This is a genomic window from Bradyrhizobium sp. CCBAU 11361, from assembly GCF_028128935.1.
Lineage (GTDB): Bacteria > Pseudomonadota > Alphaproteobacteria > Rhizobiales > Xanthobacteraceae > Bradyrhizobium > Bradyrhizobium niftali.
In genome coordinates, this window is the sequence record NZ_LBJZ01000182.1 from 45,854 (window position 1) to 65,808 (window position 19,955).

At 60.6% G+C, this 19,955-nt stretch carries 22 protein-coding genes; 6 read left to right on the forward strand and 16 right to left on the reverse strand.

Going from position 1 to position 19,955, the window contains the following annotated elements:
• The first annotated feature begins 386 nt into the window (after positions 1–386).
• Together XI08_RS24400 and XI08_RS24405 are read left to right on the forward strand one after the other, a co-directional pair.
• Positions 387–1,712 carry an NAD(P)/FAD-dependent oxidoreductase gene (locus XI08_RS24400; RefSeq protein WP_271576294.1) on the forward strand — a complete coding sequence of 442 codons (1,326 nt, stop codon included), beginning with the start codon at positions 387–389 and terminating at the stop codon, positions 1,710–1,712.
• A 114-nt stretch (positions 1,713–1,826) separates the two neighbouring features.
• Entirely contained in the window at positions 1,827–2,303 is a 477-nt protein-coding gene (locus XI08_RS24405) for an Lrp/AsnC family transcriptional regulator (protein WP_212405374.1), read from the forward strand.
• 16 nt (positions 2,304–2,319) lie between these two features.
• Here the strand turns inward: XI08_RS24405 and XI08_RS24410 are convergent, their stop codons facing one another.
• Positions 2,320–3,696 carry an aspartate aminotransferase family protein gene (locus XI08_RS24410; RefSeq protein WP_271576295.1) on the reverse strand — a complete coding sequence of 459 codons (1,377 nt, stop codon included), beginning with the start codon at positions 3,694–3,696 and terminating at the stop codon, positions 2,320–2,322.
• A gap of 343 nt (positions 3,697–4,039) precedes the next feature.
• On the opposite strand from XI08_RS24410, the gene XI08_RS24415 reads away from it, so the two are divergent.
• A complete protein-coding gene (locus XI08_RS24415; RefSeq protein WP_271576296.1) occupies positions 4,040–4,729 on the forward strand; it encodes a haloacid dehalogenase type II in 690 nt (229 codons plus the stop codon).
• Between the two features lie 82 nt (positions 4,730–4,811).
• Here the strand turns inward: XI08_RS24415 and XI08_RS24420 are convergent, their stop codons facing one another.
• The 3 genes from XI08_RS24420 to XI08_RS24430 form a co-directional block, all read right to left on the reverse strand.
• The gene (locus XI08_RS24420; RefSeq protein ID WP_271576297.1) at positions 4,812–6,269 is read right to left on the reverse strand and encodes an NAD-dependent succinate-semialdehyde dehydrogenase; all 1,458 of its coding nucleotides are present in this window, start codon (positions 6,267–6,269) and stop codon (positions 4,812–4,814) included.
• A 209-nt stretch (positions 6,270–6,478) separates the two neighbouring features.
• A complete protein-coding gene (locus XI08_RS24425) occupies positions 6,479–6,835 on the reverse strand; it encodes a cupin domain-containing protein (protein WP_109142887.1) in 357 nt (118 codons plus the stop codon).
• A 13-nt stretch (positions 6,836–6,848) separates the two neighbouring features.
• The gene (locus XI08_RS24430) at positions 6,849–7,772 is read right to left on the reverse strand and encodes a 2-hydroxyacid dehydrogenase (RefSeq protein ID WP_271576298.1); all 924 of its coding nucleotides are present in this window, start codon (positions 7,770–7,772) and stop codon (positions 6,849–6,851) included.
• Positions 7,773–8,097: 325 nt separating this feature from the next.
• On the opposite strand from XI08_RS24430, the gene XI08_RS24435 reads away from it, so the two are divergent.
• Positions 8,098–8,976 (forward strand): GNAT family N-acetyltransferase, encoded by an 879-nt coding sequence (locus XI08_RS24435; RefSeq protein WP_271576349.1) that lies wholly within the window; start codon positions 8,098–8,100, stop codon positions 8,974–8,976.
• On the opposite strand, the gene XI08_RS24440 is transcribed toward XI08_RS24435, so the two are convergent.
• Together XI08_RS24440 and XI08_RS24445 are read right to left on the reverse strand one after the other, a co-directional pair.
• Entirely contained in the window at positions 8,961–9,221 is a 261-nt protein-coding gene (locus XI08_RS24440; RefSeq protein WP_271576299.1) for a hypothetical protein, read from the reverse strand. The two genes, XI08_RS24435 and XI08_RS24440, sit on opposite strands and share 16 nt — an antisense overlap.
• 12 nt (positions 9,222–9,233) lie before the next feature.
• Positions 9,234–9,794 (reverse strand): cation:dicarboxylate symporter family transporter, encoded by a 561-nt coding sequence (locus XI08_RS24445; RefSeq protein WP_442869857.1) that lies wholly within the window; start codon positions 9,792–9,794, stop codon positions 9,234–9,236.
• A gap of 320 nt (positions 9,795–10,114) precedes the next feature.
• On the opposite strand from XI08_RS24445, the gene XI08_RS24450 reads away from it, so the two are divergent.
• Entirely contained in the window at positions 10,115–10,645 is a 531-nt protein-coding gene (locus tag XI08_RS24450) for a TetR/AcrR family transcriptional regulator (protein ID WP_271576300.1), read from the forward strand.
• A gap of 114 nt (positions 10,646–10,759) precedes the next feature.
• Complete coding sequence (locus XI08_RS24455) at positions 10,760–11,578, forward strand: alpha/beta fold hydrolase (RefSeq protein ID WP_271576301.1); 819 nt, start codon at positions 10,760–10,762, stop codon at positions 11,576–11,578.
• A 391-nt stretch (positions 11,579–11,969) separates the two neighbouring features.
• Here XI08_RS24455 and XI08_RS24460 read toward each other — a convergent pair whose 3' ends face one another.
• From XI08_RS24460 to XI08_RS24505, 10 genes are read right to left on the reverse strand one after another with little or no spacing between them, the layout of a single operon-like run.
• Positions 11,970–13,013, reverse strand: coding sequence for a Gfo/Idh/MocA family protein (locus tag XI08_RS24460; protein WP_271576302.1), 1,044 nt, complete (start codon positions 13,011–13,013; stop codon positions 11,970–11,972).
• A 6-nt stretch (positions 13,014–13,019) separates the two neighbouring features.
• On the reverse strand, positions 13,020–13,469 hold the full coding sequence (gene aroQ, locus XI08_RS24465; RefSeq protein WP_271576303.1) for a type II 3-dehydroquinate dehydratase: 450 nt from the start codon (positions 13,467–13,469) through the stop codon (positions 13,020–13,022).
• 13 nt (positions 13,470–13,482) lie between these two features.
• On the reverse strand, positions 13,483–14,229 hold the full coding sequence (locus XI08_RS24470) for an amino acid ABC transporter ATP-binding protein (protein WP_271576304.1): 747 nt from the start codon (positions 14,227–14,229) through the stop codon (positions 13,483–13,485).
• A gap of 60 nt (positions 14,230–14,289) precedes the next feature.
• On the reverse strand, positions 14,290–15,117 hold the full coding sequence (locus tag XI08_RS24475; protein WP_271576305.1) for a transporter substrate-binding domain-containing protein: 828 nt from the start codon (positions 15,115–15,117) through the stop codon (positions 14,290–14,292).
• A gap of 51 nt (positions 15,118–15,168) precedes the next feature.
• Positions 15,169–15,825, reverse strand: coding sequence for an amino acid ABC transporter permease (locus XI08_RS24480; RefSeq protein WP_271576306.1), 657 nt, complete (start codon positions 15,823–15,825; stop codon positions 15,169–15,171).
• A gap of 10 nt (positions 15,826–15,835) precedes the next feature.
• Positions 15,836–16,504 (reverse strand): amino acid ABC transporter permease, encoded by a 669-nt coding sequence (locus tag XI08_RS24485; RefSeq protein ID WP_271576307.1) that lies wholly within the window; start codon positions 16,502–16,504, stop codon positions 15,836–15,838.
• 51 nt (positions 16,505–16,555) lie between these two features.
• Positions 16,556–17,410, reverse strand: a complete 855-nt coding sequence (locus XI08_RS24490) for a shikimate dehydrogenase (RefSeq protein WP_271576308.1) — start codon at positions 17,408–17,410, stop codon at positions 16,556–16,558.
• 15 nt (positions 17,411–17,425) lie between these two features.
• Positions 17,426–18,253, reverse strand: a complete 828-nt coding sequence (aroE, locus tag XI08_RS24495) for a shikimate dehydrogenase (RefSeq protein WP_271576309.1) — start codon at positions 18,251–18,253, stop codon at positions 17,426–17,428.
• A gap of 9 nt (positions 18,254–18,262) precedes the next feature.
• Entirely contained in the window at positions 18,263–19,483 is a 1,221-nt protein-coding gene (locus XI08_RS24500; RefSeq protein WP_271576350.1) for a CaiB/BaiF CoA transferase family protein, read from the reverse strand.
• Positions 19,480–19,950, reverse strand: a complete 471-nt coding sequence (locus XI08_RS24505) for a MaoC family dehydratase (protein WP_271576310.1) — start codon at positions 19,948–19,950, stop codon at positions 19,480–19,482. Before XI08_RS24505 ends, XI08_RS24500 begins: the two co-directional genes overlap by 4 nt.
• Positions 19,951–19,955: the final 5 nt, after the last annotated feature.

Sequence of the window (19,955 nt, forward strand, 5' to 3'; positions counted from 1 at the left end):
GTCACCTTTTGAATTTCTGGCCGTTGATCGACATTGATCCGGTATTCACAACTCTGACTGCTTCAATCATCCCGGAGTCGCCGAAAAGCGACGGATAGGCAGCATGAAGTTCCAAAAACGAAGCCCGATTTGGCATTTCGGTCTGCGGCCGCATGCGCGCAGGTTCGGCCGAGGTTTGCCTGCAGGTACGAAAAGGCAGCTCCAATTGCAAAGAGCACCCGTCAGTCTTCCGGTCTATGAGATGGCGTACAATCGAAATATCTTTGCAATAACTGCCTGCACCACAAGCCGTAAACCGCAGGAAATTCCGCCCAACCACGAAAGTCCGATGCGCGCCTGCCGCAACTGCTCGGATACGATACGGCAAGCATCGGAGTCCCAGACCCATGAACCCGCCGCTCATGCACATCGAATCCAGCCCTTCCCTGCCTCGAGAGGCAGACGTCGTCGTCATCGGCGGAGGGGTGGTCGGCGTGTTCACGAGCTATTACCTGGCGCGTCGAGGCCTCAAAGTCGCCTTGCTTGAAAAGGGTCGCATCGCCGCCGAGCAGTCCAGCCGCAACTGGGGATGGTGCCGCCAGCAGAACCGCGATGCACGCGAGTTGCCGCTTGCGACCAAGAGCCTGGATCTCTGGGAGAGGGTTGCCGGAGAGACCCGTGAAGATACGGGTTTTCGCCGCTGTGGCCTGTTGTATTTGTCGAACGACGAAAATGAGCTGGCTGGCTGGGCAAAGTGGCGAGACTTTGCCAGGACCGTCGGCGTCACGACGCACATGCTGAGTGCCGAAGAAGCGAACGAGCGAGGCAAGGCGACGGGCCGCAAGTGGAAAGGCGGCGTCTTCTCGCCAACTGATGGGACGGCAGATACCTCAAAGGCCGTGCCCGTCGCTGCGCGCGCGATCATGGCAGCGGGTGGCACGGTGCATCAGCTTTGCGCGGCGCGTGGCGTAGAGCTCACTGGCGGCCGGGTCAGCGGGGTGGTTACCGAAGCCGGCACGATCCGGACGAAGACGGTGGTCATGGCAGGAGGCGCGTGGGCATCCTCATTCTGCAACCAGCTTGGAATCCGCTTCCCACAGGCATCCGTGCGCTCTTCCATTCTCGCCTTGGCTCCGGGCGCAGCAGGCGTGCCTGATGCCCTGTACGCCGGGCTGATGTCGCTGACGCGGCGCGGCAACGGCGGATACACGCTCGCCATAAGCGGGCGCGCGCGTGTCGATCCCACGCCGCAGCAGTTCAGGTTTGGCCGCGAATTCCTGCCCATGTTTGCTCGCCGGTGGCGAAGTCTTAGCCCTGGCGCATTCGAGGGCTTGAGGCAGGGTCATGAATCCCTAGCCAAATGGTCACTCGACGCAGTGACCCCGATGGAGCTGAACCGGACCCTTGATCCTCGTCCCGATATGAGGCAAATCCGACTGACACATCGACGGGCTTGCAAGCTGCTGCCCGAAATTCGGTCTCTCGCCATCTCAAACGTCTGGGCCGGCTACATCGACAGCACGCCGGACGGCATTCCCGCAATCGGTGAAGTTGAAACGATTCCAGGTTTCATCCTTGCGGCGGGGTTCAGCGGCCACGGTTTTGGAATTGGCCCCGGCGCAGGGCATATGATCGCTGACATCATTACGGGCAGTCCACCGATCGTCGACCCGCGCCCCTACAGGCCGGAGCGGCTGAAAATGAGCGCCTGGGGCAAGGTCAGCGAGTTCTAAAGGCAGTTTCCGCCGTCCGGTGGGAAAAGGTGCTGGTTGATGCTATGACAACGCATATGACGCAGAAGCCTCAAAGCCTAGACGCCTTTGTCGCCCCCATCGCATGGCATCGCTATGAAGCTCGATAAGATCGACATCAGGATTTTATGCGAACTGCAGAAGAACGGGCGGATTTCCAACGTCGAGCTCGCCGAGCTGATCAACCTTTCCCCAAGCCCGTGCCTGATGCGGGTCAAGAGGCTCCAGACGGAGGGCTTCATCACCGGCTATTCCGCCCAGATCGATGTTGCCAAGCTCGGACAAACTCTAACCGTCTTCGCTGAAATCACCCTGAAGAACCACCGGCAGATCGATTTCGCCCGCTTTCTCACGACCATCGAAAAGATCGATGCTGTCGTTGAATGCCATCTCGTTTCGGGCGGATACGACTATCTCGTGAAATTCATCACCGCGGGGATCAGCGAATACCAAGCGGTCATGGAACGACTGGTCGAGATGGATATCGGCATCGACAAGTATTTCAGTTTCGTCGTGCTGAAGTCCCCGATCGTGAAATCCCATCTGCCTCTCGAAAGCATATTCAACGGCTGAAGAACTGGCGCAGCGATTATCCTCTCATCGCTGCGCGGACGTCCCTGTCTTCCAGCGTCTGGTCCAGCGTGGTCCTTGTCCGTTCGATGATGCCGTCGATGTCCGCATCCGTGCAGCAGAGCGGCGGCGCGTAGCCCAGCACGCCCTGGGCAAAGGCGCGGATGACGAGGCCGTTGTCCCATGCGCGGTCGAAAATACGGCGCGCCGGGTCGGCTTCCGCCGGCAAGGGCGTCTTGCGTTGCTTGTCGGTGACGAGCTCGATTGCCGCCAGCATACCGCGACCGCGGACATCACCGACAAGCGGATGATCGACCAGTGTGCGAAGGCCTTGCATCAGGCGGTGCCCGGCCTTCCGGCCGTTTTCCAGCAGGCCGTTTTCGTAAAGGTCCAGGCACGCGAGCCCGACCGCGGCGCTGACGGGATGCGCGGAGTAGGTGTAGCCGTGGCCGACCGCCGCCTTGCCGGCGCCATCCGCGATCGTATTGTAGACCCGGTCGGACATGAGAACGGCGCCCATCGGCACATAGCCGGAAGTCAGTCCCTTTGCCGCGGTCATGAGATCCGGCACGACGTCGTCCTCTTCACAGGCGAAGAGCGGACCGACACGGCCAAAGCCGGTGATGACCTCATCGGCAATGAACAAGACATCCTGCTCCTTGCAAACAGCGTGCATGGCCTTCAGCCAGGACGGCGGGGGGACGAGGACACCTCCCGAGCCCTGTATCGGCTCGACATAGAAGGCAGCAACGCGATCTGCGCCCAGTTCGGCGATCTTCGCCCGCAAGGCTGCGACCGAGGCAGCAATGATCGCCTGCGGGTGGGAGCCAACAGGATTACGATAGGCATAGTGGGATGGAATCTTGTGCTGCCAGCTGTAGGGCACTCCAAAGCCCGCATGAAAGGCGGGCAGCGCAGTCAGGCCAGCGCCTGCCGTCGACGATCCATGGTAGCCAGATTCGACGGAAATGAACTGGTCCTTCTGTGGCGTCCCCTTGGCATGATAGTAGTACCGGATGAACCGGATCGTGCTGTCGACGGCGTCTGAGCCACCTAACGTGAAGTAGACATGGTTCAGATCACCAGGCGCCAATTCGGCCAGCCTGGCAGCCAGCCGGATCGCCGGGTCGGAGCCCAGCCCGAAATAGCCCGTCGCATAAGGCAGCTCGCGCAACTGTCTCGTGGCCGCCTCGACGATGCTGTCCTGCCCGTAGCCGACATTGACACACCACAGACCCGCAAAACCGTCGAGCAATTGACGTCCCGTGGCGTCGGTCAGCGTCGCGCCCCTCGCTGATTTCAGCACGCGGACGCCTGTCGCCTCGTGGCTGCGATAGGATGAGACCGGGTGAATCAGATGCGCGCGATCGAGTTCAATCAGCGAGTTGCTGAACATGTCGTCCTCCAGATCAACCGCAACGTTTGTGCGGCCACCCCGATGTCTTCTGACTCAACGTACGATACCCAAGACAGCAGTTGCCCCCAGTCAGGACAGCGACGAAGGGCATTTTGACTTTCATTGCCGATCGGCGCCGCATCTTATGCCGGCATCGGCCTATGCCCGGCACTGGCGCTCAGCCCGGAGGCGCCTTTTCGCGCAACTCTCTGCCACAGCTCCGATCCGATACGATACAATCTGCTCCCGGCCGCCGCGACAGCGGTGCATTATCCGGTCGTCTGCCCGCTAGGATCTCTATCGTACCGGAACGCGGTGCGTGAGGACCGAAAAGGATCGAGCCATGGCAACGTTTAGACCCAAATACATCACCTTCGACTGTTACGGCACGCTGACCAATTTCGACATGGCCGGCGCGGCAAGGAGAGTCTATGGCTCCGAGCTCTCCTCGACGGCCATGGCAAGGCTCATCAAGGACTTTTCAGCCTATCGCCTGGATGAGGTTCTCGGCGCGTGGAAGCCGTACTTCGAGGTCGTGCATAATGCGCTGGAGCGCGCGTGCAAGCGCAACGGTATCACATTTCGGCCGGAGCATGCCCAGCGCATCAATGGAGAGATCCACACATGGGGCCCACATGCCGACGTCCCGGCGGGTCTGGCCAAAGTTGCCAGGGAGATTCCGCTGGTCATCCTGTCGAACTCCATGAAGAACCTCATAATGTCGAACGTTGAGAAGCTTGGCGCTCCCTTCCACATGGTCATCACGGCGGAGGAGACCGGCGCCTACAAGCCGCATATGAAGGGCTTCGAGTATATGCTGGACAAGCTGGGCTGCGGCCCGGAGGATATCACCCACGTCTCCTCTTCCTTCCGCTACGACCTGATGACCGCCTACGACCTCGGCATCAAGAGCAAGGTCTGGGTGAACCGCGGTCACGAGCCCGCGAACCCTTTCTATGAATACGCCGAGGTCGCTGGCATCGACGGGCTCGCCGCAGCAGTCGGCCTGGAGCCCCTGCGCAAGAGCGCGTGAATGCGTGTCCTTGCGTTGTGAAAAAGGGGGCGGTTCAACCGCCCCCTTTTTCCGTGCTTCAGCTACTCGTCCAAAGGACCGCTCACGCCAACCCGCCGACGTGAAGCGCCTTGGTCTCGAGATATTCTTCTATCCCGAGCTGAGATCCCTCGCGTCCGAGGCCTGACTGCTTTACTCCACCGAACGGCGCAACCTCGGTCGAAATCAGGCCGGTATTCAAGCCGACCATGCCGAATTCCAGCGCCTCGGCAACACGCCAGGAGCGCTTGAGGTTTTCAGTGTAGAAATAGGCGGCAAGGCCGAAAGGCGTGCCGTTTGCGATCGCAATCGCCTCATCCTCGGTCTCGAAACGGAAAAGCGGTGCGACCGGACCGAAGGTTTCTTCTGAAGCCAGGAGCATCTCGGTCGTCGCGTCGCCGAGCACGACAGGGCGGGCATATTGCCGCCCTTCCGGCACCGCCTCACTCTCCGAGATGATCTTTGCACCCTTATTCAGGGCGTCGGTGACGTGCCGCTTGATCTTCTCGATCGCCGCGCCATTGATCATGGGCCCAATCGCAACGTCGTCTTCCGTGCCGGGACCGACCTTCATTTTTGCGACCTGGCTGGCAAGCTTCTGGGCGAAGGCGTCGTAAATGCCGGATTGAACGAGAATGCGATTGCAGCAGACGCACGTCTGCCCGCCATTGCGGAATTTTGACGCAATCGCCCCCTCGACCGCTCGGTCGATATCGGCATCGTCAAAGACGATGAACGGCGCGTTGCCACCGAGCTCGAGGCTCAGCCTCTTGATGTTGTCAGCAGCACCTTTCATCAACAAAGCGCCGACGCGGGTCGATCCGGTAAAGGAGATTTTGCGCACGGTTTCATTGGCCATCAGCTCCGCGCCAATTTCCGCCGGCATGCCCGTCACGATGTTGATCACGCCCGCCGGGATTCCGGCCCGCTCAGCCAGAACAGCGATGGCGAGAGCTGAAAAAGGCGTAAACTCAGATGGCTTGATCACGACTGTGCAGCCTGCGGCGAGGGCTGGTGCCACCTTGCGCGTTATCATCGCGTTGGGGAAATTCCAGGGCGTGATGATCCCGCAGACGCCGACTGGTTCTTTCAGCACCAGAATGCGGCGATCAACGGTGGGCGCCGGGATTGTCGATCCGTTGATGCGGCGGGCCTCTTCCGCAAACCATTTGACGAAGGATGTCCCGTAACGAATCTCTCCGAGCGATTCGGCAAGCGGCTTGCCCTGTTCCAGCGTGAGCAGAAGAGCCAAATCCTGCTCATGGTGTCGCATGAGCTCATGCCAACGCTCCAGCAGCGCAGCACGCTCCGCATGAGCCTTGGTCTTCCAATGCTTGAACGCCGCGGCCGCTGCGTCGATCGCTGCCCTGGTCTCATCTCGGCCCATATCGGGGATGGTGCCAAGCACTTTCTGGCTGGCAGGATCAATGACATCAACGGTGGCGTTGGTGCTCGCATCCCGCCACGTGCCACCGATCAGCGCTTGCTGGCGAAACAGATCCTTGTCCTTCAATGCAATCATGGGCTTGCTCCTTGCCTCCGGGCCCGACCCGCCATCACTGTCTGGATTTGCGAGTGGCGAGACGAAGCCGTCTCATGCGAGCAGTACAGGACTGCAAGCCGCATTTTTCATTGAGAATGAAGTGCCTGGCCGCGTCGAATTCCTTCAGACACGGCTTCAAAAGTCGAATATTCTGAGGACCGCTTGATCGTGCTGCCCTCAGCATCGTCTCAGTCATAATGGCAGACGTAGATCTTTCGCACGGTCTCGATCGTCCGCCAGACCCCGACGAAGCCAGGTTTCATGACAAAGCTGTCGCCGGCGCGGTACCTCCGGGTCTCACCTCCCTTTTCCTCGATTTCGATGAGGCCCGAAAGAATGTGGCAGAACTCGAAGGTGCTGCCCTTGATGGAATGGGTCTCGCCGGGCGTCGCTTCCCAGACGCCGGTCAGCACTTTCTCGCCTTTCGAGGCGTCCTGTGCCCAGGTCTTGAATGATGGATTGCCGGAGATGAGCCGTTCCGGAGCAGGCAAGGCGTTCTTCGGTGCGAAGTCCGGATTGGTGTCGATGGTGACAAGAAGTGACATGGCGTTTTTCCTGTTAGTAGCCGAGTGTTCGATCGACAAGGCCGACCGGATTTCGTCCAGCGCGGTGCCGCCGGATGTTCTCTATGACCGATTGCGCTGCCGTATGCGGTTGTGTCACGGACGCGATATGCGGCGTGATGATCACCTTCGGATGGGACCAGAGTGGATGGCTTTCCGGCAGCGGCTCGGGATCGGTGACGTCAAGCATGGCGGCTGCCAGGTGCCCGCTGTCCAGCGCCTCGATGAGCGCGCCCTGGTCAAGCTGCGGGCCGCGGCCGACGTGCACGAGCCTCGCTCCTGCTGGTAAAAGCGAGAAGAGCCTTTCGTTCAGGATGCCGCTTGTTTGCTCTGTCAGCGGAAGAAGACAGACGAGGACATCCGTTCCTCGCAGGAAGTCGCCAAGCTGATCTGCGCCATGGAAGCAGGTGACACCCTCGATCACCTTCTTGCTGCGGCTCCACGCGGCAAGGGGAAATCGAAACGGTTTCAAGCGGTCGATCGCAGCTTGTGCCAGCATGCCAAGACCGAGGAAGCCAACACGTCGATCAGTCGCCTGGGACGTTGCCAGCGCTTGCCAAACGCCCCTTCTCTGCTGCTCCCGATAGGCCAGCATCTCGCGATGCAGCGTCAGCACCCCGAGGACGACGTATTCCTGCATCATGCGTATGATGCCATCCTCGACCATACGCACGAGCTTTACGTGGTCAGGTATGGTTTCCGACTTGAACTGGTCGACCCCGGCGCCAATTGAAAAGAGCACTTCCAGATTGCGAAAGCGTGAGACATCGTCTGGCACGTTCCAGGTCAGCAGGTAACGTACCTTCTCGGGAGCGATGGATTCACTGCAATGGTAGAATTCCAGATCATGGAGCTCGCGCGCAAACGCCTCCCGGAAGACCGCCCCTCTGGTGGCATCAGAATTGAAAAGAAATGCCATCGACGCTCGCCTCTGCCTCGCTCCCCAAATCGACGACGGCGGCAGAAGCGATTGGCCTCACGAGACTATCTTGAACTTTCACGGCGCCCCCCCTGCCTACGCATTTGCCGAACATGGAGAGGGTAGCTGCAAGCCGGAGCTTTCCCTGCCGAATTGCGTTGCAATACGGGCCAAAGATTCCGAAAAAGCCGCTCAAACAGAGGAAACCTGCTGGGCTTCCGTGCAATACTGCGGCGAAAATACGCCCGCTATCCTATTGTGGCGGGGCGACAAAAAGTGCGATGTGCCTGAGACCAGCATACCGCAAAAGAACGGACAAGTTGAAATGGGACGAACGGTACGCGTGAAGTCCTTTGAGCTAACCGCAAAGGACATCAACGACGTTGATGTGAAGCTGCTCCACGCGCTCTCGACTGGGGTTGGCTGGCCGCATCGCCCCAAGGATTGGGATTTCTTGCGCCGCGCGGGTCACGGCATTGTAGCCGTTGACGGCATAGGACGCGTCTTCGGCAGCGCGATGTGGTTCCCACATGGCCGCGAATTCGCGACCATCGGCCTGGTGATCACATCGCCCCGAACCCAGACTCAGGGTACTGGCCGCTGGCTCATGGAGCAGGTGTTCGAGCGGTGCGGCGAACGCAATTTGACGCTCAACTCGACCGACGCCGCGTATCATCTTTATCTCTCGCTGGGCTTCACGAAGGAAGCCACCGTGTATCAGTGGCAAGGGGAGGTCGTGTCGCCACCCCCACCGGCGCCGACGCTCGACGGCGAATTGAGCTCGCTATCTACGGAGAACATCGAAGAGATCGCAGCAGTGGATGAACGCGCGTTCGGAATCAGCCGTCGAAGGCTGCTTGCACTGCTTTCTGAAGGTGCGTCAATCTGCGTCCTGCGCCGCGGCGGGGAGACCGTCGGTTATTCCATGAAACGCGAATTCGGGCGCGGTCATGTGATCGGCCCCATCGTCGCCAGCAATGATGGTGACGCGATCAATCTCACGGCCGTGCATCTCAAGGATCTCGCGGGAAGGTTCGCCCGCGTGGATACGCGGGAGCAGACGGGTCTGTTTGCGGACTTTCTTCAGCAGAGCCGCCTCGGGATGAACGACACCGTCACGACCATGTCCAAGGGACGGCGATTCCTGAACCGAAAGGAAAACGAGCCCTGGGTCTACGGATTGGCCGGTCACGCCTTGAGCTGAAGCTGTGAAGCGAATCGTCCGTTGAAGGTTGCCGCGCACCCCAGGGCCCAGTATGGTTTTTTCTCGGCAGCGCTGCGTGGGTTGACCTTGCCGCCACTGGTCTCAACGGACACGTGATGGCGCTTGTCCGTCGAGGCGAGCACCCGCATCCCGCCCGAGATAGCGGGCCTATCCAGATCCTCGCCGGCTTCGATTGAGCCGGCCGAGCTTGCGGTATTCGCCGCGCGAAGACCAACGCCAGCCAAAGTATCCCTCCTTCAAGCGGCCGATTGCGTTGTCGGCATCCAGCTCTTGCCCTCCCGCTCCACTACTGCCGCGGCAATCTTCGATCCGGCTGCAGGTTCGGGAGCGCTACTCTGTCCCAGTTCACGGGCCAACACCTCACGGTCACAGGCGTTCTCCCACAGCGAAACGGTGATGGCCGCGATACAGTTGCTGATCATGCTGGTCAGCGCCCGCGCCTCCGACATGAAGCGGTCGATACCGACGAGCAGCGCCACGCCGGTCACGGGCAAGTCCGGCATGACAGAGAGGGTCGCGACAAGCGCGACGAAACCGCTGCCGGTGACACCGGCCGCGACTTTAGACGTCAGCAGCATTAGTCCGAGCATCGCCGCAATCTGTCCCCAGGACAGATGAATGTCGCAGGCCTGAGCGATGAAGATGGACGCCAGGGTGAGATAAATGGCGCTGCCGTCCAGATTGAAAGAGTAGCCCATCGGCAGCACGAGCCCCGACACGCCTTTCCGGCACCCCAGCTGCTCGAGCTTGCGCAGCGCGCCAGGCAGCGCCGGCTCCGACGATGACGTACCGAGCACGATCAGCAGCTCTTCCTACCCTGGGGGACGTGCCCAAGCCTGATCCTCTCGCCCTCGGCGTCCGAATACAGCAGTGCTGGTCAATTCGATCTTGCTGGGCTGTGAGGGGGAAGCGTTTTCCAACAGGAACGTGTGGCAGCTTGAATGCCTCGCCTATCCGGTAGTTTCAGCGGCTGGAAACGCAGTTCAACCGGACGAACCGGTGCCCACACCAAAAAAACTGCTTGACGTTAGTAAGACGACCGGTCATATATTAATCCATGCCTAGACCAGCCAATCCCGAAACGCGATCGCGCCTCCTGGAAAAAGGGGGAGACCTTGTGAGCACCCGCGGCTTCAACGCCACGGGCGTGCAGGAGATCACCGCTGCAGCCGGCGTGCCCAAGGGTTCGTTCTATAATTACTTCGACAGCAAGGAAGCCTTCGCCGTCGCCGTATTGACCGAATATTGGGACGCGGTTGTCGCTGAGTATGGGGCCATTTTGAATCAACGCCGGACGCCGCCCTTGTCGCGCATCGCGCGCTATTTCGCCGGGCTTGCCGAGTTTCACGAGCGCCGCCGTTACGCGGTCGGCTGCCTGATCGGGAACATGGCACTGGAGGTCACGCCGACGAGCGAGGATGTGCGGATCAAGCTTGCGGCGATCTATCGCGAGTGGTCGGCCGCGCTCGCCTCATGCTTGCGGGAAGCGCAGGAGAAAGGAGAATTGTCGGCCGGAAAGGATCCAAGGCAGCTTGCTGTCGCGCTGATTGACACGTTCGAAGGGGCGGTCATGCGGGCCAAGGTCGAACGTAGCCGGGCGCCCTTCGACAGCTTCGAGCGCTTCGTTTTGCCCTCTCTGCTGACGTAAAAATTTTGACCGATTAATAGACGACTGGTCATCTTCGTTTGACGGAATCATCGCTGGAACGCCGCGCCAGCGAGCGATGACTCTCATCCGCGGCTAACCTGAAGGAACTGAACAATGCCCACGATCACTACTACAGACGGCGTAAACATCTTCTACAAGGACTGGGGCTCAGGCCAGCCGATCGTTTTCAGCCACGGCTGGCCGCTGACAGCGGACGACTGGGACGCCCAGATGACCTTCTTCCTTCGCCACGGCTACCGGGTGATCGCCCACGACCGGCGCGGCCACGGCCGGTCCGACCAGCCCAGCACCGGCAACGACATGGACCACTGGGTTGCCGACCTCGCGGCCCTGACTGAACACCTCAACCTGCGCGACGCGATCCACATCGGTCACTCCACAGGTGGCGGTGAGGTGGCTCGCTATGTCGCTCGCCACCAGGAGCGCGTCGCGAAGGCGGCGCTGGTCGCTTCACTGACGCCGAACATGTACCGGAGCGAGGACAACCCGTCCGGTCAACCGCCGGAGTGGTTCGAAGCGATCCGGGCAGGCGTGCTGGGCAACCGGTCGGAGTTCTACCGTTTCGTCCCCGAGAATCCGTTCTACGGCTACAACCTAGATGGGGCGAAGCCTTCGGAGGCGATCATTGCGAACTGGTGGCGCCAAGGCATGGCCGGCGGTGCCCTCGCTCATTACGCAACCGTCGACTCTTGGCTCGAAGATTATACCGAAGACCTCAAGAAGATCACCGTGCCGGTGCTGGTGATGCATGGCGAGGCTGATCAAGTCGTCCCGTTCGCAAGTTCAGTGCCGCGTGCGGTCGACCTGCTCAAGAACGGGTCGCTGAAGACTTATCCCGGCTATCCCCATGGCATGCTCACCACGCATGCGGATGTCCTCAACCCCGACCTGCTCTCGTTCATCAGGTCTTGACGACATCTCTCATTCATTATCGCCGATGGTAGACATTTAGGGGTGTATATTGAGGAGGGTTCGGGTTTCGCCGTAGTGACGAAGGAACGAACAAGAAGCTCAAACCCTCCTCGAAAATTCATCGGCCAAGGTCCCGATCGAAGCGGCGACCTTGGCAGCGTTGCTCGGCCTTGAGGTCCACTCCGTCGTCGGCCTCGCGCCTTGCTCCCTGCCGGCCCCAGGGGGCGCTTGGGGGCTACCGTGGTATGCTGAATTTGTCCACACCGCCTAGCATCTATTCCCAGCCGGCTGCGAAAGGCCCGGAGTTAAGTAGGACTTCTGCGGTTCTCAAATTCAGCTCGATCAGCAGAATATCAACAGCTTGGCGGTTGCTTCCAAATGAAAAGGGAGCTTACGAATTTCGGACCGATACGAAATCTTTGGTTTCCGCCGCGCGTTTGACCGCGTCGATCACTCCGAGGGTCTTCAGCCCTTCGCGCCCGCTCACCACGGGCGCTGCCTTACGGCGGACCACCCCACAGAAGTTTGCGATCTGCAAGCCAAGCGGGTCTGCGTTCTCGTAGCTCAGCCGCTCGCGCTCAATCGGCGCCCACCAGCTGGCCTTGCTAGGATGATGCCATAGATCGAGTTGCGGAATAGCCAGCGATGCCCTCGTGCCGCCGATCTGGTAGCAACCCTCCTGCGTATGACTGTAGGCCGAGTTCTCACCGGCGGTGAATTCCCAGCTCCAAGGCGACTGGATGGTATCGGAGACATTGACCGTTCCCAACGCGCCGGAGGCGAAGTGCAGGAGGATCACCGCTGTCTCTTCAATCTCATTTCCACGCAGCCGATTGGATTGCGCAGCTTGTACCGCCACGATATCCCCACAGAGATACCGTAGCAGGTCGATATCGTGGATGAGATTTAGGAAGACAGGACCCGCCCCTTTCTCGCGACGCCAGGCCACATCGAAATAGTCGTCCGGCTTGATCAGCCAGAACATGCCATGCACCGACACGATCTGGCCCAGCCGGCCCCTGTCGATCTCCGCCTTGGCGCGCTGGATCATCGGGTTGTGGCGGCGATGATGGCCGGTGAGCAGCGGCACGCCGGCCCGCTCGGAGGCTTCGACCAGGGCCTGTCCAGCGGCGACGTCATCCGCTAACGGCTTCTCGATCAGCGCCGGGATGCGAGCTGCGATACATTCCATACCGTTGGCCACATGCATCTGGTTGGGGGTGGCGACAACCACCCCTTCCGGCCGATTTCCGGAGAGCATGTCCTGAAAGGATGGAAACCAGTCCACCTTCAGCGAAACCGCCAACTCTCGTGCCGCAGGCGCCGGATCGACGATCGACGAAAGCATCGCCTCCGGCCGCGTGAGAATGTGTTCGATATGTCGCTTGCCGATGAGACCCGCTCCCATCACCGAGAGGCGGACGGGTGCGCTCATCCGATGCTACCCCTTCTTCTCATCGAGCAGCTTGGCCACACGACGCAAGCCGAGCAGATAACCTTGGGTGCCGAACCCTGCGATGACCCCATCAGCCCGTTTGGACACAAACGAGTGGTGGCGGAATTCCTCGCGCTTGTGCACGTTGGAAATGTGCACCTCGATCACTGTTCCCTCGAACGTGTTCAAGGCATCCAGGATGGCAACTGACGTATGGGTGAAAGCTGCGGGATTCATCACGATCCCGGCAGCCGTCTCGCGCGCCTCGTGGATCCAGTCGATCATCTCGTATTCGCGGTTGGATTGATGGAAGCGGATCTCGAGGCCAAGCTCTTTAGCCAGCGCTAGACAGTCCCGCTCCACATCCGCAAGCGTCTCGTGGCCATAGATGTGGGGCTGGCGCTTGCCGAGCAAATTGAGATTTGGTCCGTTGAGGACGTAGACAAGACGACTCATGAAAGACCTCCGTTCAGTGATGGGCGAGGATCTCGCCAAGGAACTGCCTGGTGCGGGCATGCTGGGGATTGCGAAAGAAAGCGTCGGGCGCGCCTTCTTCGATGATCTGGCCCTCGGCCATGAAGATGACACGATCGGCAACCTGGCGGGCAAAGCCCATCTCGTGGGTGACGCAAATCATGGTCATTCCGTCGTTGGCGAGGCCGATCATCGTATCAAGCACCTCCTTGACCATCTCAGGATCGAGCGCCGAGGTCGGTTCATCAAACAGCATGACCTTGGGCTGCATGCAAAGCGCACGCGCGATCGCGACGCGCTGTTGCTGACCGCCCGAAAGCTGAGCCGGATATTTCTCGGCCTGGTCACCGATGCGCACGCGCTCGAGGAATTTTCGCGCAATCGCTTCCGCCTCGCTCTTGCCGATGCGGCGCGCGCGGATCGGCGCGAGCATGCAGTTCTGCAAGACCGTCATATGCGGAAAGAGATTGAAGCTCTGAAAGACCATGCCGACGTCTTGACGTACGACATCAATAGCCTTGATGCTGTCGTCAAGCCGATGACCGTTCACCACGATGCTGCCCTGCTGGATCGGTTCGAGGCGATTGATACAGCGGATCAGCGTCGATTTGCCCGACCCGGACGGACCGCAGAGCACGATCTTCTCGCCCTTGCGCACGGTGAGATCGACGTGGCGGAGAGCTTGGTACCCGCCGTACCACTTCTGCACGCCCTTCATTTCGATCAGGATATTGTCCTGCATGGATTCGCTCCGCTATCGGATGGCGGCCAACGCGGATCGTGCGCCGGCCGCTCGCAGTGGCTACTGAACTGTGAAGGGAACGCCGGGGACCGAGTCCGGGAAGATCGGCACGGGCGCCTTCATCCACTTGGCATAAAAGCTGGCCAACTTTCCGTTCGACTTGATCTGGTCGATGAACTTGTTGGCCGTTTCGTTCCACTCCCTGTCCCCGAGGCGCGTGCAGGCCCCGTTGTACAGAGCGGTGAAGTGAAGCTTTGGCTCGAACCCAAGTTCGGGCTTTGCGGCGTTCAGACGCTGTGGGTAGAAGCTGTTTGCGCCGACGGCCTGCACTTGACCCGAGAGCAGCGCCTGGATCGTGGCCGCATCATCGTCAAACCTGCGGATTTCGGTGCCTGCTGGAACGCTGTTGGTGACCTGGGTGTCTTGCGTGGAGGACCTCGGAACGCCAATAACATACTTGCCCATATCGGCATTGCTGTTGATCGGCGTTGCCTGGGCTGCGACCAGCGTAATCTCATTGGCGACGTAGGGCTTGGAATACTGCACCGCCTTCGCGCGCTCGGGCAGCATGGCCATGGTTGCGAACAGAATGTCGACGCGGCCTGTGGTCAGCGCCGGAATACGATTGGCCACCGCCAGCGGGACGAATTCGGCCTTCACGCCGAGATATTCAGCGAAGGCGCGCCCCATGTCGGCATCGATGCCATCCTGCTTTCCCGAGCTGTCGACGTAGCCCCACGGGGGATTGTCGCCCTGAATGCCGATGACGACGATGCCCCTCTTCTTCACGTCTTCCAACGTGCCCGCCTGCGATTTGCCTGCGATGGCGATAGCCGCCAATGCCAGCAGCGCGATGCCGAGCTGGCGACGATTAGGTGAAAACAACATGAGTATCTCCTCCTGGTGATGGCTGTTTGTGATTGAGCAGGTGCGCCGTTCCTACCTTTGACTGGCCAGGGCGAGCCTGGCTTCCATCCGGCTGCCCCACCACGACAGTGGCCAGCAGAGGATGAAATACATCGCGCCGACCACGCCGAAGACGAGCAACGGCTGGAAGGTCTGGTTCGACACGATTTGACCGGCGCGGGCGAGTTCGATGAAACCGACGATGGCGGCGAGCGACGTGCCCTTGATGAGCTGCACGAGATACCCGACGGTCGCGGGCAGCGAGATGCGGATTGCCTGCGGCAGAACGATGTCGCGCATGCGGGACGAATAGTGCAGTCCAAGCGCCATCGCGGCCTCGGTCTGGCCACGCGGCACGGCCTGTATCGCTCCGCGCCAAATCTCGCCAAGGAAGGCGGAGGCATTCACGGTGAAGCCGATCGCCACCGCCACGAAGGCGTCGAGCTTCAACCCGGTGAGCGCCAATCCGTAATACACGACGAAGAGCTGCAGCAGCAGCGGAGTGCCCTGGAACACCCCGATGTAAATGCGAGTGATCCATTCCACGCCCCTATGACCACAGGTGCGGAGCAACGCGACGGCCAGCCCAGCCGTGCAGCCACCCGCAAACGCGACCAACGTCAGCAGCACCGTCCATTGCAGCCCACGCAGCAGGAAGCCGAACTCGGCAAGACCAAAATGCGGTGTCATGATCGCTCCCTCAGCGCGTCGGATATGAGAAGAAGCGGTGAGAGACGACCGCGAAGCCCAACATCAGCAGCCAGGAGATCGCGAGATAAAGGAAGGTGACGGAGAAATAGACCTCGAAGCTGCGGAATGTGTCGCTTTCGATGCGCTGGGCAATCGACGTCAATTCGTAAGCCGATACCGCCGAACAGATCGACGAGGTCAGCGTCAGCATGATGAACTGCCCCGTCAGCGAGGGGTAGATCGCGCGAAGCGCAGGCTTGAGCACAATGAACCGGAATACCTGCCCTTTGTGCAGTCCGAGCGCGTAGCCGGCCTCAATTTGTCCTTTGTGAATAGACTGGACGCCGCCGCGGATGATCTCAATGGCGTAGGCGCCGCCATTGACACCGAGGGCGATAATGGCGGTGGCGGTTGGATTGAGCTTCAACCCGATGAGCGGCAGGGCGAAGAACATAAAGAAGATCTGCACCAGGAAAGGCGTATTGCGCACGATCTCGACGAAGCCGATCACGAGAGCACGCAACCAGGCCGCCCTCGAATCGCGTGCCGCGACCCCGGCGACACCAATCATCATCGCGAGAGTCATGCCGGCAAGCGCCAGACCCAATGTACCCACGCACCCCCACAGCAGTGCGGGCATCGCATGCCAAACCACCGCGAAATCGAGCGTATAGCCCATCTTGCGTTTCCTCTCGGGCGTTGTGCGTGCCGCTCGCCCATCGGCCTGACGTCACCCTCCCAGGGATGCAAAAGCGGCGAAGAAAACGTCTGGATCAGGTGAGATGCCTGTGAACAGGCGAAATGCTTCGGTCCCCTGGAAGATCGCCATGCCACCACCATCGACGGTGCGGCAGCCAAGGCTACGTGCCGCGCGCAGCAGGGCGGTTTCCAGCGGGAAGTAGACGATCTCGGCGACCCACAGATCGGGACGCAGCAGATCCGTCGGCAGCGGTGTGCCTGGATATTTGTCCATGCCGATCGGCGTCGCGTTGACGATTCCGTCGGCGGCAGCGACATCCGCGGCGACATCCTGGCCGACTTTTAAGCGCCCTTCTACGAACCGGGGGGACAAACCGTCGACCACGTTTTGCGCCTTGGCCAAGTCGACATCTATAATAGTCAGCTCCTGCACGCCGAGCTTCATGAGCGCGAAAGCGACCGCGGCGCCCGCACCGCCCGCACCGAATTGGACGACGCGACCAAGCGAGGCTCCTTGCATGTTGCGGCGAAAATTCTCGGCGAATCCAAACCAGTCCGTGTTGTGGCCGGTCATTCGTCCGTTCCTGATGACCACGGTGTTCACCGCGCCAAGCGCCTCCACGTCAGGCGAAAGCTCGTCCAAGAGCGGAAGGATCGCCTGCTTGCAGGGATGGGTCACGTTCAACCCGTCAAAGCCCATCCGCCTTGCCGCGGTGAGCAATTCCGGCAACGCATCCACGCCGAGCTTCAACTCTGCCAGATCTATCTTCTTGTAGAGATAGCGGATGCCCGCGGCGTCAGCGGCCGCTTCATGCATAGGCGGAGTGCGTGACGCAGCGATGCCGCTACCGATCAGACCGACGAGAAAGCTGGACTTCTGATGCATGGTCGGCATCGCCCGTCAGCCCAAAGGGACAGTCAGCTCGGCGATGACCTGAGCCGTGCTCGGTCGAACGCCGCGCCACCAGGCAAAAGCTTCCGCCGCCTGCTCGACAAGCATGCCGACGCCGTCGGCCAGCTTGACTACGCCTTCGGCGCGGGCCGCTTGCAGAAAGGGAGTTAGTCCCTTGCCGTAGGCAAGTTCGTACGCCAACTTCGCACCGCGGAAGACATTGCCGGGAAGTGGCGGCATCTCACCTCGCAGGCTGGCCGATGTCGCGTTGACCACGACGTCATAACCCTCGGCAAGATCGGCCAGCTCAGCATAGCCGCTGACGATCAGGGGATCACAACCGGTAAACTCTTCGGCCAACGCCACAGCCTTCGATAAGGTACGATTGACGAGGACCAACTCGGACGGCTCCTGGCGCAGGAACGGCAGCAGCGCGCCACGCGCCGCGCCCCCGGCGCCGAGCATCAGGACGCGCTGGCCGGCCATTTTGACCCCGAGATTCATGGTGATGTCGCGCACAAGGCCGATCCCATCGAAATTCTCGCCAATGATCCGATCGCCATCGAACTTCAGGCAGTTTACGGCGCCAGCGCGGTCGGCGCTCTCTGAAAGCTCGTTTGCGTAGGCGAAGGCATCGAGCTTGAATGGGGCGGTGATGTTCAGCCCCTTGGCGCCCTCCGCCCGGAATTGATCAACGCGTTCGCTGAAGCCACCGAGGGGTGCCTCGATCGCCTCATAGACGAGGTCCTGTCCCGTCATCTTGGCAAAAGTGCCATGGATGAGGGGTGATTTGCTGAAGCCGATCGGATTGCCGATCACCGCGTAACGATCGCCCATGGCTCACTCCTACACCGCGGCTTCGTTGTAGAGGACGCCGTCGCGCACCATTTCGTCGACCTGTTCGGTAGAGAATCCCAGCGAGGCTGCGATGTGGCGATTATCCTGACCGAGCAACGGCGCCGGCGTGCGCACCGTCGTGTCGCAATCGGAGAAATGAAAAGGCAGGTTCGGCAGCGTCACCTTGCCGAGCACAGGATGCTCCTGCTCGACCAACATACCGCGCGCATGGATCTGCGGATCCTTCACGACTTCCGCGATGGTCTGCACGGGAGCCGACGGAACACCTGCGTCTTCAAGAGCTGCAAGACAGGCGTCCCGAGATGGCTGCGACAGCGTCCAGGTGCGCACAATCTCCATCGCTCCAGCATAATGAGCGTTGCGCGCAGCAGGTGTGGCGAAGCGTTCGTCGGATGCCAACGTGTCTCCCCCGATCAGGCTCGCCAATCGTCGCCACGCATCATCGACTTGCGCGGCGATGACAAGATTGCCGTCCTTTGCCGGAAAGACGCCGTAGACGGTCGAGTCCGGCTGACCGCTGCCGGTCTGCTTCGGCAGGTCGGTTCCGCCGGAGAGGAAGTAGCGCTGGACCGCATAATCGTGCATCGAGACCATGCAATCGTACAGAGCCAGATCGATATGTTGACCGCGCCCGGACGACGCGCGGCCGACCAGCGCGGCGTTGATGGCAGCCACACCGTGAATGCCGGTATACATGTCGGCGAGTGGCATCCGCAGCAGCGGCGGCGCTTCGCCGGGGGAGCCCAGCTGCGCCAGAGCGCCCGACATCGCCTCTGCGATCAGGCCGAAGCCCGGACGGTCAGCATAGGGACCGGTGTGGCCATAGGCGGAGACCGAGCAGTAGATCAGTTTGAGATTGCGCGTCGACAGCGCCTTGTAACCGAGCCCGAGGCGTTCGAGTGCGCCGGGGCGATAGTTCTCGATGAAGACATCGGCCGTCTCGACCAGCTTCATCATCATGTCGAGGCCACGCCTATCTCGCAGATCGATGCACAGGCCCTGCTTTCCCATGTTCTGCTGAAGGAAGTAGCCGGATTGTCCGTCCTTGAAATAGCCGTGGGCGCGGCCCGCATCGCCTTCCCTAGGTCGCTCCACCTTGATGACCTCAGCGCCCATCGCGGCGAGGCAACGGCCCATGAACGGGCCTGCCAAAAAATGACTGTAATCGATGACACGAATGCCTTTGAGCGGCAGATCTTGTGCGGTCATACCCGCTCTCCTGCGATGCTGGTCTTCGAGCGCATCGGAATCATCAACCGGTGCTCGCCGAGCTGCACCACTTCGCCGCGCTGATTGATCAGCTCCGAGGGCAGCACCACGATGCCCCACCCTTGCCGCTTCGTGGCGCGCATTGAACCAACGCGGAACTTCACATGCACGGTATCGCCGAGCTTGATCGGCAGCTTGAAATCCCATGTCCAGCCCAGCGACATTCCCGGAAGGAAGCGGTAGTCGGCACGGGTCTTCAAACCATCGGCCAGCGACAGACCGAACAGCCCGTGCGCGACGCGCGTACCGAATGGTGTGGTCTTGGCGTATTCCTCGTCGACATGAACAGGCGTGAAATCACCCGTCAGTTCGGCATAGGCATTCACCATTGCTTCGGTGACCGTTACCGAAGGGGTAACGCATTCGTCGCCGACCTTGGCATCGTCCCAGTAGCGCTCATCGGTCATGTCGC

What these genes read in the sequence shown, in the direction of transcription:
- aroE (WP_271576309.1), bottom strand. Translation starts at nt 18,253, where the DNA reads ATGGGCGATCGTTACGCGGTGATCGGCAATCCGATCGGCTTCAGCAAA.
- XI08_RS24415 (WP_271576296.1), top strand. Translation starts at nt 4,040, where the DNA reads ATGGCAACGTTTAGACCCAAATACATCACCTTCGACTGTTACGGCACG.
- XI08_RS24470 (WP_271576304.1), bottom strand. Translation starts at nt 14,229, where the DNA reads ATGCAGGACAATATCCTGATCGAAATGAAGGGCGTGCAGAAGTGGTAC.
- XI08_RS24485 (WP_271576307.1), bottom strand. Translation starts at nt 16,504, where the DNA reads ATGGGCTATACGCTCGATTTCGCGGTGGTTTGGCATGCGATGCCCGCA.
- XI08_RS24435 (WP_271576349.1), top strand. Translation starts at nt 8,098, where the DNA reads ATGGGACGAACGGTACGCGTGAAGTCCTTTGAGCTAACCGCAAAGGAC.
- XI08_RS24480 (WP_271576306.1), bottom strand. Translation starts at nt 15,825, where the DNA reads ATGACACCGCATTTTGGTCTTGCCGAGTTCGGCTTCCTGCTGCGTGGG.
- aroQ (WP_271576303.1), bottom strand. Translation starts at nt 13,469, where the DNA reads ATGAGTCGTCTTGTCTACGTCCTCAACGGACCAAATCTCAATTTGCTC.
- XI08_RS24455 (WP_271576301.1), top strand. Translation starts at nt 10,760, where the DNA reads ATGCCCACGATCACTACTACAGACGGCGTAAACATCTTCTACAAGGAC.
- XI08_RS24430 (WP_271576298.1), bottom strand. Translation starts at nt 7,772, where the DNA reads ATGGCATTTCTTTTCAATTCTGATGCCACCAGAGGGGCGGTCTTCCGG.
- XI08_RS24410 (WP_271576295.1), bottom strand. Translation starts at nt 3,696, where the DNA reads ATGTTCAGCAACTCGCTGATTGAACTCGATCGCGCGCATCTGATTCAC.
- XI08_RS24420 (WP_271576297.1), bottom strand. Translation starts at nt 6,269, where the DNA reads ATGATTGCATTGAAGGACAAGGATCTGTTTCGCCAGCAAGCGCTGATC.
- XI08_RS24425 (WP_109142887.1), bottom strand. Translation starts at nt 6,835, where the DNA reads ATGTCACTTCTTGTCACCATCGACACCAATCCGGACTTCGCACCGAAG.
- XI08_RS24405 (WP_212405374.1), top strand. Translation starts at nt 1,827, where the DNA reads ATGAAGCTCGATAAGATCGACATCAGGATTTTATGCGAACTGCAGAAG.
- XI08_RS24460 (WP_271576302.1), bottom strand. Translation starts at nt 13,013, where the DNA reads ATGAGCGCACCCGTCCGCCTCTCGGTGATGGGAGCGGGTCTCATCGGC.
- XI08_RS24475 (WP_271576305.1), bottom strand. Translation starts at nt 15,117, where the DNA reads ATGTTGTTTTCACCTAATCGTCGCCAGCTCGGCATCGCGCTGCTGGCA.
- XI08_RS24490 (WP_271576308.1), bottom strand. Translation starts at nt 17,410, where the DNA reads ATGCATCAGAAGTCCAGCTTTCTCGTCGGTCTGATCGGTAGCGGCATC.
- XI08_RS24400 (WP_271576294.1), top strand. Translation starts at nt 387, where the DNA reads ATGAACCCGCCGCTCATGCACATCGAATCCAGCCCTTCCCTGCCTCGA.
- XI08_RS24500 (WP_271576350.1), bottom strand. Translation starts at nt 19,483, where the DNA reads ATGACCGCACAAGATCTGCCGCTCAAAGGCATTCGTGTCATCGATTAC.
- XI08_RS24505 (WP_271576310.1), bottom strand. Translation starts at nt 19,950, where the DNA reads ATGACCGATGAGCGCTACTGGGACGATGCCAAGGTCGGCGACGAATGC.